The 14,156-nt window shown below is 59.6% G+C and carries 12 protein-coding genes; 10 read left to right on the top strand and 2 right to left on the bottom strand.

The annotated features are described in order from the left end of the window. Positions 1-113 precede the first annotated feature (113 nt). The 7 genes from AC1DVF_RS08725 (at position 114) to AC1DVF_RS08695 (ending at position 6,268) form a co-directional block, all read left to right on the top strand. On the top strand, positions 114-695 hold the full coding sequence (locus AC1DVF_RS08725; RefSeq protein WP_477782327.1) for an alpha/beta hydrolase: 582 nt from the start codon (positions 114-116) through the stop codon (positions 693-695). 53 nt (positions 696-748) lie between these two features. After that, the gene (locus AC1DVF_RS08720) at positions 749-1,681 is read left to right on the top strand and encodes a sigma 54-interacting transcriptional regulator (protein ID WP_186620788.1); all 933 of its coding nucleotides are present in this window, start codon (positions 749-751) and stop codon (positions 1,679-1,681) included. Between the two features lie 166 nt (positions 1,682-1,847). Further along, positions 1,848-2,645, top strand: coding sequence for a MetQ/NlpA family ABC transporter substrate-binding protein (locus AC1DVF_RS08715; RefSeq protein ID WP_007918708.1), 798 nt, complete (start codon positions 1,848-1,850; stop codon positions 2,643-2,645). Positions 2,646-3,314: 669 nt separating this feature from the next. Next, the gene (locus tag AC1DVF_RS08710; protein ID WP_038359751.1) at positions 3,315-3,980 is read left to right on the top strand and encodes an amino acid ABC transporter permease; all 666 of its coding nucleotides are present in this window, start codon (positions 3,315-3,317) and stop codon (positions 3,978-3,980) included. Next, entirely contained in the window at positions 3,961-4,620 is a 660-nt protein-coding gene (locus AC1DVF_RS08705) for an amino acid ABC transporter permease (RefSeq protein ID WP_116256391.1), read from the top strand. Before AC1DVF_RS08710 ends, AC1DVF_RS08705 begins: the two co-directional genes overlap by 20 nt. Further along, positions 4,617-5,399, top strand: coding sequence for an amino acid ABC transporter ATP-binding protein (locus AC1DVF_RS08700; protein ID WP_477782326.1), 783 nt, complete (start codon positions 4,617-4,619; stop codon positions 5,397-5,399). The genes AC1DVF_RS08705 and AC1DVF_RS08700 overlap by 4 nt, the downstream gene beginning before the upstream one ends. Further along, positions 5,396-6,268, top strand: coding sequence for a transporter substrate-binding domain-containing protein (locus tag AC1DVF_RS08695; RefSeq protein ID WP_460130514.1), 873 nt, complete (start codon positions 5,396-5,398; stop codon positions 6,266-6,268). Before AC1DVF_RS08700 ends, AC1DVF_RS08695 begins: the two co-directional genes overlap by 4 nt. 194 nt (positions 6,269-6,462) lie before the next feature. Here AC1DVF_RS08695 and AC1DVF_RS08690 read toward each other — a convergent pair whose 3' ends face one another. Next, positions 6,463-7,659 carry an AAA family ATPase gene (locus AC1DVF_RS08690; protein WP_477782325.1) on the bottom strand — a complete coding sequence of 399 codons (1,197 nt, stop codon included), beginning with the start codon at positions 7,657-7,659 and terminating at the stop codon, positions 6,463-6,465. Between the two features lie 200 nt (positions 7,660-7,859). Here AC1DVF_RS08690 and AC1DVF_RS08685 point away from each other — a divergent pair, with 200 nt between their 5' ends. From AC1DVF_RS08685 to AC1DVF_RS08675, 3 genes are read left to right on the top strand one after another with little or no spacing between them, the layout of a single operon-like run. Beyond that, positions 7,860-8,963, top strand: coding sequence for an efflux RND transporter periplasmic adaptor subunit (locus tag AC1DVF_RS08685; protein WP_477782324.1), 1,104 nt, complete (start codon positions 7,860-7,862; stop codon positions 8,961-8,963). Then, the gene (locus tag AC1DVF_RS08680; protein WP_093440529.1) at positions 8,960-10,024 is read left to right on the top strand and encodes an efflux RND transporter periplasmic adaptor subunit; all 1,065 of its coding nucleotides are present in this window, start codon (positions 8,960-8,962) and stop codon (positions 10,022-10,024) included. Before AC1DVF_RS08685 ends, AC1DVF_RS08680 begins: the two co-directional genes overlap by 4 nt. Beyond that, positions 10,021-13,131, top strand: coding sequence for an efflux RND transporter permease subunit (locus AC1DVF_RS08675; RefSeq protein ID WP_477782323.1), 3,111 nt, complete (start codon positions 10,021-10,023; stop codon positions 13,129-13,131). The genes AC1DVF_RS08680 and AC1DVF_RS08675 overlap by 4 nt, the downstream gene beginning before the upstream one ends. 133 nt (positions 13,132-13,264) lie before the next feature. On the opposite strand, the gene AC1DVF_RS08670 is transcribed toward AC1DVF_RS08675, so the two are convergent. Then, entirely contained in the window at positions 13,265-13,891 is a 627-nt protein-coding gene (locus tag AC1DVF_RS08670) for a class I SAM-dependent methyltransferase (RefSeq protein ID WP_099757702.1), read from the bottom strand. Positions 13,892-14,156 lie beyond the last annotated feature (265 nt).

The raw sequence follows: 14,156 nt of genomic DNA, 5'->3' as shown, positions 1-14,156 counted from the left end.
GCACACATCTCATATTCAATTCAGGTCTTAATAAATAGCTTCTTATTCCTTAACGAATATAAATCCGCTCCCTATACTCGTCCAGGAACAGACACGACGCAGGAGATCTCCCCATGCGCAACGAATCAATCCGCTACCTGATTGTGCCGGGCTGGCAAGGATCGCCAGATGATCATTGGCAAAGCCACTGGCAGAACAGCCTGCCAAACAGTGCGCGGGTCGAGCAGGCCGATTGGCTGACGCCGCGTCGTGAAGACTGGGTGGCGGCACTGGCCGAGGCGATTGCCGCCGATAGCACGCCTGTCATCCTTATCGCCCACAGCCTCGGCTGCATCACCGTTGCCCATTGGGCAGCCACTGCGCCGCTGCAATACCTGCGTCAGGTGCGTGGTGCCTTGTTGGTCGCGCCGGCAGATGTCGAGCGTCCGGCGTGTGCATCGGCGCTGCGCAATTTCGCGCCGATTCCGACTGATCTGCTGCCGTTTTCGAGCCAGGTCGTCAGCTCCGACAACGACGCCGCCGTGAGTGCGCCGCGCGCACTGGAGCTGGCGCGCAACTGGGGCGCCGAGGCGGGAATTCTCGCCGGTGCCGGACACATCAACGTCAAGTCCGGGCATCAGCGTTGGGAGCAGGGTTTTGCTTATCTCTATCGCCTGCAAAACCGTATGGAACACCACGCCCGCCGCCGCGCCTGACCTTTTTTCTTTCAACGCCCCCGTCTGCCGGCGGTTTTGGGCGGGAGCCTGCCATGAGTTTCGAAACCTTCGGTCAGCCGTTGCTGACCTTTCCCGATGCGGAAAAAAGCCCCCTGAGCATTCGCGCCAAGGCGCTGGTGTTCGTCGATCCGCGCTCGCGTCAACTGCGTGAGGAGCTTGAGCAACTGGCGCCGCGCTCGACTTCGGTATTGATCCGTGGCGAGACCGGTACGGGTAAAGAATTGCTCGCCCGGCACATCCATCGCGCCAGTGACCGCAGCGGTCTGTTCGTTTCGGTCAATTGCGGGGCGATCAGCCCGACCTACGCTGATGCCGAGCTGTTCGGCTACGCTGCCGGCAGTTACAGCGGTTCAGCCAGCAGCCGTGCAGGCTGGTTCGGTTCGGCCAACGGCGGCACCTTGTATCTGGATGAAATCGGCGATCTGCCGCTGCCGATTCAAATCAAATTGCTCGCTGCCCTGGAGAATCACGAAGTCACTCGTGTCGGTGCGCATCAGCCAAGTCCCGTGGATGTGCGCCTGGTCGCGGCCACCAGCATCGATCTGGCGCAAGCGGTGGACGCCGGGAAATTCCACGAGCGCCTTTATCACTACCTCAGCGAGGGCCACCTCGAATTGCCGGCGTTACGTGCGCGTACCGGCGATATCCTGTCGCTGGCCGAGTATTTCCTCGGCATCTACAGCCAGCGTCTCGACCTTCCTGTGCCGCTGATCAGCGAAGCGGCGCAGCACGTGCTCGAACAACACAGTTGGCCGGGCAACACCCGCGAGCTGGAAAACGTCATTCACTTTGCCTTGCTGGTGAGTACCGGTGACGAGATTCTGCCGGAGCACCTGAACCTGCCCGAGGCGTCTGGGCCGCAGCTTCAGATCGAACGGCTAGTGACACAAATCAACATCGGCGGCAGCGTCGCCGAGCGTAAGGCATTGAAAGATTTGCTGATTCGTTTGAGTGAGGGTTTGTAACCGTTTCGTTCAACATGAACAAAATGGAATATGAAGCTGAATAAACGTTATTGTCCGGGAATAAAAAATCCCGGTATTGTCCGCCCCACGCCAGCGATATCACTTCACTGGCACACGTATTAATGCCGTCGTCGATGACGACCGTGATTTTCGATAAGGACACTGCATGAAAAAGGTTCTGTTGTTTACCGCATTGGCGGCTGCTCTGACTGCTTCCCTGGCCAATGCTGGCGAAAAACTGGTGGTTGCCGCGACCCCGGTTCCGCACGCTGAAATCCTTGAGCTGATCAAACCGACCCTGGCCAAAGAAGGCGTGGATCTGGAAATCAAAGTGTTCACCGACTACGTTCAGCCGAACGTACAGGTGGGCGAGAAGCGTCTGGACGCCAACTACTTCCAGACCCTGCCGTACCTGAACAGCTTCAACCAGGGCAAATACAAGGACGACAAGTCCAAGTACCTGGTGACCGTGCAGGGCGTGCACGTTGAACCGTTCGGTGGTTACTCGAGCAAGTACAAGACCCTGGCTGAACTGCCGGACGGCGCCACCATCGCCATCCCGAACGAAGGCAGCAACAGTGGCCGCGCACTGATCCTGCTGCAGAAGGCTGGCCTGATCGAGCTGAAAGACCCGAAGAACGCGCTGGCAACGCCAAAAGACATCGCGAAGAACCCGCACAACTTCAAGTTCAAGGAACTGGAGTCGGCCCTGCTGCCACGCGTTCTGAAAGAAGTTGATCTGGACATGATCAACACCAACTACGCACTGGAAGCCAAGTTGAACCCGCAAAAAGATGCGCTGGTGATTGAAGGTGCTGATTCGCCGTACGTGAACTTCCTGGTGGCCCGTGAGGACAACAAGAACAGCGACGCGATCCAGAAACTGGCCAAAGCCCTGACCAGCCCGGAAGTCAAAGCGTTCATCGAGAAGAAGTACAACGGCGCGGTACTGCCGGCGTTCTGATCTGACGCTTGAACCACCCCCTTCAAGGTGTGAAAACGCCGATGGCCAGTGATGGGCATCGGCGTTTTTGTGTGTGCGTTGAAAAGCCCCTCACCCTAGCCCTCCCGAAACGTCGGACCGCCCAGAGGGAGAGGGGACTGATTGGGGGATGCTGTAGAAGTCGCCGACCTGAAAGATCTCTGCTGAATCCATAATCGACTCGATGATTCAGGTCGACGTAATTCGCCAGACACCTCGGTCGGCTCCCTCTCCCCCTGGGAGAGGGCTGGGGTGAGGGTGCTTTTGATCTTGAGCTCAGGCCACTTGGGCCTTCAATGCCCGCCTCAACGCCACCAACAATTTCAAAATTTCCTGCGGATCCAGTCGCTGCGGCACTTTTACGTCCATGTTCTCTTCCTTGTTATGAGGTTGGCCGGGGGAGTCTGGCCAAAAGCTGTTCGTCCTTGGAGGGCTTTCATGAAAAAAAGATCCTTCCTACAGCGCAAAGAAAAATAGCCTTCTTATTCCTTCCCGGCAAACCCACAAGATAGTTTTTTGGGTGATATCAATATGCTTTAACGGTATTTAAATTCTTGTTTTTATACCTATAAAGTCGGTGTCTGCCGGACAGCCATCCGCTGCCCATGGACTGCACCACCGTCGCTTACCGAGCGGCGTTCAGGACGTTTCATGACCTTCGATTACGCATTTATCCTCAGCACCCTGCCGGCGTTTCTCAAAGCCGTGGGCGTAACGCTGCAGGTCGGTTTTATCGCCATTGGCACCTCGCTGCTGGTGGCGCTGCTCAACGCGACGATTCTGGTGTTCCGCACGCCGTACCTGCAAAGACTGGTGGGCCTGTATGTGGAACTGGCACGCAACACGCCGTTGCTGATTCAGTTGTTCTTCGTCTACTTCGCCTTGCCGGCGTTGGGGATCAAAGTCTCTGGTTTCACTGCCGCGATCATCACCATGACCTTTCTCGGCGGCGCTTACCTTACCGAAGTGCTGCGCGCCGGCGTCGATGCGGTGCCCCAAGCGCAACTGGAATCAGGGCGCTCAATCGGCCTGTCCCATGGCCAGTTGCTACGCTACGTGATCCTGCCGCAAGCGGGGATTCTCAGCCTGCCGTCGTTGTTCGCCAATTTCATTTTCCTGCTCAAGGAAACCACCGTGGTTTCGGCGGTGGCCGTGCCGGAAATCCTCTACACCACCAAGAGCTACATCGCGCTCTACTACAAAACCTACGAAATGCTCGCCGTGCTGACGCTGATCTGCGTGCTGCTGTTCTTGCCGCTGTCGCTGCTGCTCAGCCGTCTGGAAAGGAGGCTCCAGCATGGCCAGTTCGGGTCTTGAACTGCTCTGGGTGTCGTTGCCGCAACTGGCCAAAGGCGCCGGGCAAACTTTGTCGATCTCGTTCCTGAGCATCGCCATCAGCACTGTCGGCGGCGTGCTCTACGGTGTGCTGCGAACGCTCAACGTGAGGTGGCTGAACGCGATCCTGCGGGGCTATCTGGAGTTGTTCCGGGCGATTCCGGTGCTGGTCTGGTTGTACCTGCTGTTCTTCGGCTTACCGATCTTTTTAGGCCTGAGCCTGCCGAGTTTCTGGTGCGCGGTGCTGGTGCTGTCGCTGTGGGGCGCCAGCGAGGTGGGCGAAGTGGCGCGCGGTGCGCTGCATTCGTTGCCGCGCGGGCAGCGTGAAGCGGGGCTGTCGATCGGCCTAAACGCCGCACAACTTTATGGCTACGTACTGCTGCCGCAAGCGTTGAAGCGCATGACGCCGCCGACCATCAACGTCTACACGCGGATCATCAAGACCAGCTCATTGGCGGTGCTGATCGGTGTGGTCGATGTGATCAAGGTCGGCCAGCAGATCATCGAGCGCACCTACGAGTCGGTGCTGATCTACGGCGCGCTGTTCCTGTTTTTCTTTTTCATCTGCTACCCGCTCTCGGCCGCTTCGCGCGTGCTGGAGCGGCGCTGGACGCAAGCATGAGCGCATTGATCGAGTTTTACGGTTTCAACAAATTCTACGGCGAGCAGCAGGTGCTCAACGGCATCGACCTGCAAGTGCAGAGTGGCGAAGTGATCGTCATCCTCGGCCCCAGCGGTTGCGGCAAAAGCACCTTGCTGCGTTGCCTCAATGGTCTGGAAGAAGCCCACAGCGGCAGCCTGAAATTTGTCGGCCGCGAGCTGCTGGACAAGTCCACCGACTGGCGCGAGATCCGCCAGCAGATCGGCATGGTGTTCCAGAGTTATCACCTGTTCCCGCACATGAGTGTGCTCGACAATTTGCTGCTCGGTCCGCTGAAGGTGCAAAAACGTCAGCGCCGCGAAGCGCAGCAGCAAGCCGAAGCGCTGCTCGAACGCGTTGGCCTGGCGGACAAGCGCGATGCCTTCCCGCGTCAGCTCTCTGGCGGCCAGCAGCAACGCATCGCCATCGTCCGCTCGCTGTGCATGAACCCACGGGTGATGCTCTTCGACGAAGTCACCGCCGCCCTCGACCCGGAAATGGTCAAGGAAGTTTTGCAGGTCATTCAGGGCCTGGCCCGCGAAGGCATGACCCTGTTGATCGTCACCCATGAAATGGCCTTCGCTCGCGCGGTGGCCGATCGCATCGTGTTCATGGATGCCGGGCGCATCCTTGAACAGAACCCGCCCGAGATTTTCTTTACGAACCCGCAAACCGCACGCGCGCAGCAGTTTCTGGAGAAGTTCTCCTTCGTGGCAACACTGCCAAAAACGAATCCGACAAAGGAACTGGAACTGTTATGAAAACTGCCGCTTTTTTACTGCCTCTGCTCAGCCTCGTCTTGCTTGCCGGTTGCAGCAAAACCGAAGAACCACCGAAGCCGAAAGTCGCCAGCGAAAGCACTGCGCCGGCCGGTTATCTGGACAAGATCAAGGGCCGCGACAAGTTGATTGTCGGTGTCTTCACCGATAAACCACCATTCGGTTTTGTCGACGAAGCGGGGCGCTACGTCGGTTTCGATACCGACATCGGCCGCCGTTTCGCCAAGGATCTGCTTGGCGATGAAAACAAGGTCGAGTTCGTCGCCGTGGAACCGGCGAGTCGCATTCCATTTCTGCAAAGCGACAAGGTCGACCTGATCCTCGCCAACATGACCGTCACGCCTGAGCGCAAGGAAGCGGTGGAGTTTACTAACCCGAATCTCAAGGTCGCGGTGCAGGCGCTGGTACCGCAAAGCAGCTCGGTGAAAAGCCTTGATGACTTGGCAACCCGCACCACCATCGTCACCACTGGCACCACCGCTGATATCTGGCTGACCAAGAATCATCCGGACTGGAAATTGCTCAAGTTCGAGAAAAACTCCGAATCGCTGCAAGCCCTGGCCAATGGTCGTGGCGATGCGTACGCACAGGACAACCTGGTGTTGTTCAGCTGGGCCAAGCAGAACCCGGGCTATCGCGTGCTGGATGAAAAACTGGGGGCTGAAGCGCCGATCGCGCCGGCGGTGAAGAAGGGCAATCTCGAGTTGCGTGACTGGGTGAATACTGAGCTGACCAAGCTGGGTGAAGAGAAGTATCTGCTCAAGCTGTACGACCAGTATGTGCGTAAAGAGCTGAGTGATGACACCAAGCCTGAGAGCGTGATTGTCGAGGGTGGCAAGTGGCAGGGGTGATTGCCTGTTGAGTCGGGGGTGAGGCCTGCCCCTCACCCCAGCCCTCTCCCGAGGGAGAGGGAGCCGATCCTCATGCCTTTCAAAACTTGAGTTCAGCTCAGGAATTTCACGCCGGCGTAACTCGAAAGAACAACTCGGTCAGTTCCCTCTCCCTCTGGGAGAGGGTTAGGGTGAGGGGCTTTTGGCTTGAACGCTCAATCCGGCCAGTTCCACGCCGGCTCATCCAGCACCCGCTGGCCGACAATCCCGGTCTGTCCCAGGGTTTTCTCCAACACAATACAATTGCACTCCGGGTCTTCCTGCAACGCCGAAATCAACCGCCGCGCATGCGACACCACCCACACCTGACACTGCTCCGAGGCACGGATAATCAACCGCGCCAGTGCCGGCAACAGATCCGGGTGCAGGCTGGTCTCCGGTTCGTTCAGCACCATCAGCGACGGCGGCCTCGGCGTCAGTAGCGCCGCAACCAACAGCAAATAACGCAACGTGCCGTCCGACAGCTCCGCCGCCGATAACGGCCGCAACAAGCCTTCCTGATAAAACTCGATGGCAAAACGTCCACCGGCCTGCGCTTCGATATGCACCCGCGCGCCAGGAAACGCATCGGTAATCGCCGCACGCATCGCATCGCCATCACCAATCTCGATGATGGTCTGCAACGCCGCCGCCAGATCCCGGCCGTCGTGATGCAGCACCGGCGTGCGTGTGCCCAATTGCGGCTGGCGCACCGGTGCATCGGCATCGCTGCGAAAGTGATCGTAAAAGCGCCAGCGGCGAATGAACTCGCGCATCTGGAACACTTCCGGCGAGCTGCGCAGGCTGCCGACCTGATCGAACAGGCTGTCGAAGTTCGGCGTGTGTTGCGCCAGCACATCCCATTGGTGCTCGTTGCGTGTGCGGATCATCGGGCCGTCACGATCCACCAGCAGGCTGGCGGGGCGGTAGAGCGGGCCGGCCCAGATGCACTCGCGCTTGATCTGCGGGTCGAGGCTGAAGCGCGAGGGAATCGGGTGCGAATGCTCGGGCAGCATGAAGTGCCCGTTGGAGTCGGGCAGGCCGAGGCTGATCGAGTAGCTGAAATCTTCCCCGGCGAACCCCAGGCGCAGTCGCTTCACGCCTTGGCGTACCGTCGACTGGATCGGCACCTCACCATTGCGCATGCGTCGGCTGATGGTTTGCGGCCCGGCCCAGAAGGTCGACTCTAGCCCACCCTCACGGGCCAGCGCATTGACCACCCCGCCCTGAGCGGTTTCCGCTAGCAGGCGCAAGGCCCGGTAGAGATTGGACTTGCCGCTGCCGTTGGGACCGGTGATCAGGTTCAGCCGGCCGAGCGGGATCACCAGTTTGTTGATCGAGCGGTAATTGGCCACCGCGAGAGTATTGAGCATGGAATTCCTTCTCTTGAGGCGCCCATTGCAGGAGCTGCCGAAGGTTGCGATCTTTTGATGTTGTTTTTAAAAGATCAAAAGATCGCAGCCTACGGCAGCTCCTTCAGGAAATATGGGGGACGAACGGGCGAACGTTGAACCCTGTTCTAAGCTCACAGTCGTATCGTCACTTGCACGTTCGTACACAGGAAGGAGTCTGCATGGCGAGTCCCGGTTTGAAAACAGCGGTCATGCTGAGTCTGCTCACGTTGGTGACCGCTTGTGGCGAGAAAAAAGCTCCCGCTGAGTACCTGCCACGGGTTTTTGTACAAGAGGTCAAACCCACGGATTACGCCGCTGCGGTGACATTGACCGGTGACGTGCAGGCGCGCGTGCAGACCGAACTGTCGTTCCGCGTCGGCGGCAAGATCATCCAGCGTATGGTTGATGTCGGCGACCGGGTCACCGCCAAACAAGTGCTGGCCAAGCTCGACCCCAAGGATTTGCAGACCAACGTCGATTCGGCCCAGGCCCAAGTCGTCGCTGAACAAGCCCGGGTGAAACAGAGCGCGGCCGCTTTCGTGCGCCAGCAAAAACTCCTGCCCAAGGGTTACACCAGCCAGAGCGAATACGATTCCGCCCAAGCCGCGTTGCGCAGCAGCCAGAGCGCCTTGAGCGCGGCGCAGGCGCAATTGGCCAACGCTAAAGATCAGCTCAGCTACACCGCACTGATCTCCGACGCCCCGGGCGTGATCACTGAGCGTCAGGCCGAAGTCGGCCAGGTGGTACAGGCCACGGCACCGATTTTTTCGTTGGCCCGCGATGGCGACCGTGACGCGGTGTTCAATGTCTACGAATCACTGCTGGCCGAGCGTCCTGCGGACCCCTCGATCGTCGTCAGCCTGCTCGATAACCCTGCCATCAAAACCACCGGCACGGTGCGTGAAATCACCCCGGCGGTGTCGGCGCAGTCCGGTACGGTGCAAGTCAAAGTCAGCCTCGACAGCCTGCCACAAGGGATGCAGCTGGGCTCGGTGGTCAGCGCCACCGCCAAGGGCAGCGGCAAGTCGGCAGTCGAATTGCCATGGTCGGCGCTGACCAAAAACATCAGTGATCCGGCGGTGTGGATGGTCGACGATAAAGGTGAAGCGCAGTTGCACAACGTGACCGTCGGCCGCTACCTGATCGGCAAGGTCATCATCAGCGAAGGCCTCAAGGGCGGGGAGAAAGTCATTGTCGCCGGAGGACAGTTGTTGCATCCCGGCATGAAAGTCGAAATCGCTGAAAACACCTACAAGGATCTGCAACCGGGAGCACAGCCATGAAGCGTCTGGGGCTGTTATCCGTGGGTGTGTTGCTGGCGGCCTGCTCGAAAAGCGAGCCACCTCCGGAGCCGGTACGTCCGGTGCTATCGGTCAAAGTTCAAGCGTTGAGCGAGGAAAGCCTCGGGCGTTTCGCCGGCAGCATCCAGGCGCGTTATGAAAGCAACACCGGTTTCCGCGTCGGTGGCCGCATCGCCAGCCGCAACGTCGATGTCGGAACCGAAGTGCAAAAGGGCACGCTGCTCGCCACCCTCGATCCGTCTGATCAGCAGAACCAATTGCGTTCGGCCCAAGGCGACCTGGCCAGGGTTCAGGCGCAACTGATCAATGCCCAGGCCAATGCCCGCCGTCAGCAGGCGCTGTTCGATCGTGGCGTAGGGGCGCAGGCACAACTGGACATCGCCACCACGGACTTGAAAACCACCCAGGCCTCGCTGGACCAGGCACGGGCGGCGGTCAATCAAAGCAAGGACCAGCTTGGCTATACCGAACTGCGTTCCGACCATAAAGCCGTGGTCACCGCGTGGAACGCCGAAGCCGGGCAAGTGGTGACGGCGGGCCAGCAGGTCGTGACTCTGGCGCAACCGGACATCAAGGAAGCGGTGATCGATCTGCCCGACACCCTGGTCGATCAGATTCCTTCCGACGTGGTGTTTCTGGTGGCCGGGCAACTCGACCCGAGCATCAACACCACGGCAACCCTTCGCGAGATCGAACCGCAGGCGCAAAGCGCCACGCGTACTCGTCGGGCACGCCTGACACTGGCCGAGACACCGGACGGTTTCCGCCTCGGCACGGCGATCAGCGTGACCCTCAGTTCGGCGATCAAACCGCGCATCGAATTGCCGGCTACCGCTTTGCAGGAGGTCGACGGCAAACCACGGATCTGGGTCATCGACACCCAGAGCAAAACCGTCAGCCCCCGCGACGTCAGCGTGATCAGCCGCACCGACAGCAGCGTAGTGCTCGCGGGCGGCGTGAAGAACGGCGAGCGCGTGGTCAGCGCCGGCGTCAACAGCCTCAAACCCGGACAATCGGTAAAACTTGACGAGGACAGTCAATGAAAGGCTCTTTCAACCTCTCCGAATGGGCCCTCAAGCATCAGTCATTCGTCTGGTACCTGATGTTCGTCGCGTTGCTGATGGGCGTGTTCTCGTACTTCAATCTGGGCCGCGAAGAAGATCCGTCGTTCACCATCAAGACCATGGTGATCCAGACCAAATGGCCGGGCGCGACCCAGGAAGAAACCCTCGCACAGGTCACCGACCGCATCGAGAAAAAACTCGAGGAACTCGACTCCCTCGACTACGTGAAAAGTTACACGCGCCCCGGCGAATCGACGGTGTACGTGTACCTGCGCGACACCACCAGCGCCAAGGACATCCCGGAAATCTGGTACCAGGTGCGCAAGAAGATCGACGATATTCGCGGGCAGTTCCCCAAAGGTATTCAAGGGCCCGGGTTCAACGACGAGTTCGGTGATGTGTTCGGCTCGGTCTACGCCTTCACCGCCGACGGCCTGACCATGCGCCAGTTGCGCGATTACGTAGAACAGGCGCGGGCCGAGATCCGCAATGTACCGGGGCTGGGCAAGATCGAAATGATCGGCCAGCAGGACGAAGTGATTTATCTGAACTTCTCCACCCGCAAACTGGCGGCGTTGGGTATCGATCAGCGTCAGGTTGTGCAGAGCCTGCAATCGCAGAACGCCGTGACCCCGGCCGGTGTGATCGAGGCCGGCCCTGAGCGGATTTCCGTGCGCACTTCGGGGCAGTTCGCCTCGGAGAAAGATCTGGCCGAGGTCAATCTCAAGCTCAACGACCGTTTCTATCGCTTGGCTGACATCGCCGACATCACTCGCGGTTACACCGATCCGGCTACCCCGGAATTCCGCTTCGACGGCAAACCGGCCATCGGTCTGGCGATTGCCATGCAGAAGGGCGGCAACGTTCAGGAGTTCGGCAAGGCGTTGCACCAACGCATCGATGAACTGACCGCAGACTTGCCGGTTGGCGTGGGTGTACACACCGTGTCCGATCAGGCGGTGGTGGTAGAAGAAGCGGTCGGTGGCTTTACCAGTGCCCTGTTCGAGGCGGTGATCATCGTGCTGGTGGTCAGCTTCATCAGCCTCGGCGTACGCGCCGGCCTGGTGGTGGCGTGCTCGATTCCGCTGGTGCTGGCGATGGTGTTCGTATTCATGGAATACAGTGGCATCACCATGCAGCGGATTTCGCTCGGTGCCTTGATCATCGCCCTCGGTCTGTTGGTCGACGATGCGATGATTACCGTGGAGATGATGGTCACGCGCCTGGAAATGGGCGAGACCCGCGAGCAGGCCGCGACGTTCGCCTACACCTCGACGGCGTTCCCGATGCTCACCGGGACGCTGGTGACGGTCGCCGGTTTCGTGCCCATCGGCCTCAACGCCAGTTCCGCCGGTGAGTACACCTACACGCTGTTTGCGGTGATTGCTGTGGCGATGCTGGTTTCGTGGGTGGTGGCGGTGTTCTTCGCTCCGGTGATCGGCGTGCACATTCTCAGCGCCAACGTGAAACCCCATGAAGCCGAGCCGGGCCGCGTCGGGCGTGCGTTCAATGGCGGTCTGCTGTGGGCGATGCGCAATCGCTGGTGGGCCATCGGCATTACCGTGCTGCTGTTCGTGCTGGCAGTGTTTTGCATGCGCTTTGTGCAGAACCAGTTCTTCCCTTCCTCGGACCGGCCGGAAATTCTCGTCGACCTGAACCTGCCGCAAAACGCCTCGATCGACGAAACCCGCAAAGCCGTCGACAAGTTGGAAGAAACCCTCAAAGGCGACGCGGACATTGTGCGTTGGAGCACCTACATCGGTCAGGGCGCGATCCGTTTCTACCTGCCGCTCGACCAGCAATTGCAAAACCCGTACTACGCACAACTGGTGATTGTCAGCAAAGACTTCGAAGCCCGCGAGGCCCTGAGCCAACGCCTGCGTGAGCGCTTGCACAAAGACTTCGTCGGCATCGGCAGTTACGTCCAGGCGCTGGAAATGGGCCCGCCGGTGGGGCGTCCGATCCAGTACCGGGTCAGTGGCAAGGACATCGATCAGGTGCGCAAGCACGCCATCGACCTGGCCACCGAACTGGACAAGAACCCGCACATCGGCGAGATCATTTACGACTGGAACGAGCCGGGCAAAGTCCTGCGCATCGACATCGCCCAGGACAAGGCGCGGCAGCTCGGGTTGTCCTCCGAAGACGTGGCGAACCTGATGAACAGCATCGTCAGCGGCGCGCCGCTGACCCAGGTCAACGACGACATCTACCTGATCAATGTGGTCGGCCGGGCGGTGAATTCGGAGCGCGGTACGCCGGAAACCCTGCAGAATCTGCAGATCGTTACGCCCAACGGCACGTCGATTCCGCTGCTGGCGTTCGCCACCGTGCGTTATGAACTGGAGCAGCCGCTGGTGTGGCGTCGTGACCGCTTGCCGACCATCACCATCAAGGCTTCGGTGCGCGACGAGATCCAGCCGACCGATCTGGTGAAACTGCTCAAGCCGTCGATTGATGCCTTCGCTGACAAACTGCCAGTGGGCTACAAGGTCGCCACTGGCGGTACGGTCGAGGAAAGCGGCAAGGCCCAAGGGCCGATTGCCAAGGTTTTGCCGTTGATGCTGTTTTTGATGGCGACCTTCCTGATGATCCAGTTGCACAGCGTGCAGAAGATGTTCCTCGTCGCCAGTGTCGCGCCGCTGGGGCTGATCGGCGTAGTGCTGGCGCTGGTGCCGACCGGCACGCCGATGGGCTTCGTGGCGATCCTGGGGATTCTCGCGCTGATCGGCATCATCATCCGTAACTCGGTGATCCTCGTGACGCAGATCGATGAGTTCGAGCAGAAAGGCTATGCGCCGTGGGATGCGGTGGTGGAAGCGACCGAGCACCGGCGCCGGCCGATCCTGTTGACCGCGGCAGCGGCGAGCATGGGCATGATCCCGATTGCCCGGGAAGTGTTCTGGGGACCGATGGCTTACGCAATGATTGGCGGGATCGTGGTGGCGACGTTGCTGACGTTGCTGTTCCTGCCGGCGCTGTATGTGGCCTGGTACAAGATTCGCGAGCCGAAGAAGGATCAAGTCAACAACGACCCTCACCCTAACCCTCTCCCGGGGGGAGAGGGGACTGACCGAGGTGTCTGACGCTATCCATCGACCTGAAGGATCGGGTCGATTATGGGTTCAGCGAAGTTCGATCAAGTCGGTGTACTTCTACAATCTCCCCCAATCTGCTCTGGGAGAGGGCTGGGGGTGAGGGACTTGTCTCTGACTCGACTCAAGCCTTACGCCAAACGCTGGCCAACCAAGGCTGCTGCTCACGCGGCAGCCCGGCCGGCCGATAGTAATGCTCAAGCTCGACAAACCCTGCCGCCGTCAGCAACTCCTGCCACGCCTCAAGATCGTGATACGAGCCATAGCGCGGCCCGTTCCAGCCCTCACGGTTATCCCCGCGTGGATTCGAGCTGAAGAGCACACCACCGGGCTTCAGGGCGCCATGCAATTGCTTGAGCACCCGTGGCAATTCCTGCAAAGGCACATGAAACAACACCGCGTTGGCGAAGATGCCGTCGAAGCGTTCGGCCGGCAGATCCAGCTTCAGAAAGTCCTGTTGCAGCACCTCGCAGCCACTGTCTTCACGGGCCATTCGCGCAAACTCTTGAGAGCCGTCGAGCCCTACAGCGACATGCCCCATGCGCGTAAACGTTTGCAGATCCCGCCCTGGGCCGCAGCCAAAATCCAGAATCGTGAATGGCGCCGTGCCCTGAATATGCCGTAGCAACGCATCGATGTTCTGGCTGACATCGTGATCGCGGGTGCCTTCGCGGAAGTCTTCGGCCACTGAGTTGTAATGGCCGAGGGTGGTGGCGGTGATCTGTTCGAGATCGGTGGGGGTCTGCTTCATGGTCGAGGGCTGCACGGGCAAAGGAGATTTGCCGAATATACGCCATCGGGTTCGGGGCTGCTGCGCAGCCATTCGCGAGCAGGCTCGCTTGTATGGTAGGACTTGAAGGGAGGAGGAGGGACAAGGCTCGATTCTGACTGTTGACGCAGTACAGACCGTGGGAGATTTCGCCCCTCCTCCTTTCACCCAAGCGCCGATAAAGAATGCATCTGGCTAGACCGACGATAGGAACAAGCCTGCGCCTCTGGGTGAGCCCTTCAAGTAC

Source organism: Pseudomonas sp. P4_D7 (assembly GCF_056401755.1).
The sequence above is the reverse complement of the archived record's forward strand: the minus strand, read 5'-3'. Positions and strand labels throughout refer to the sequence as shown.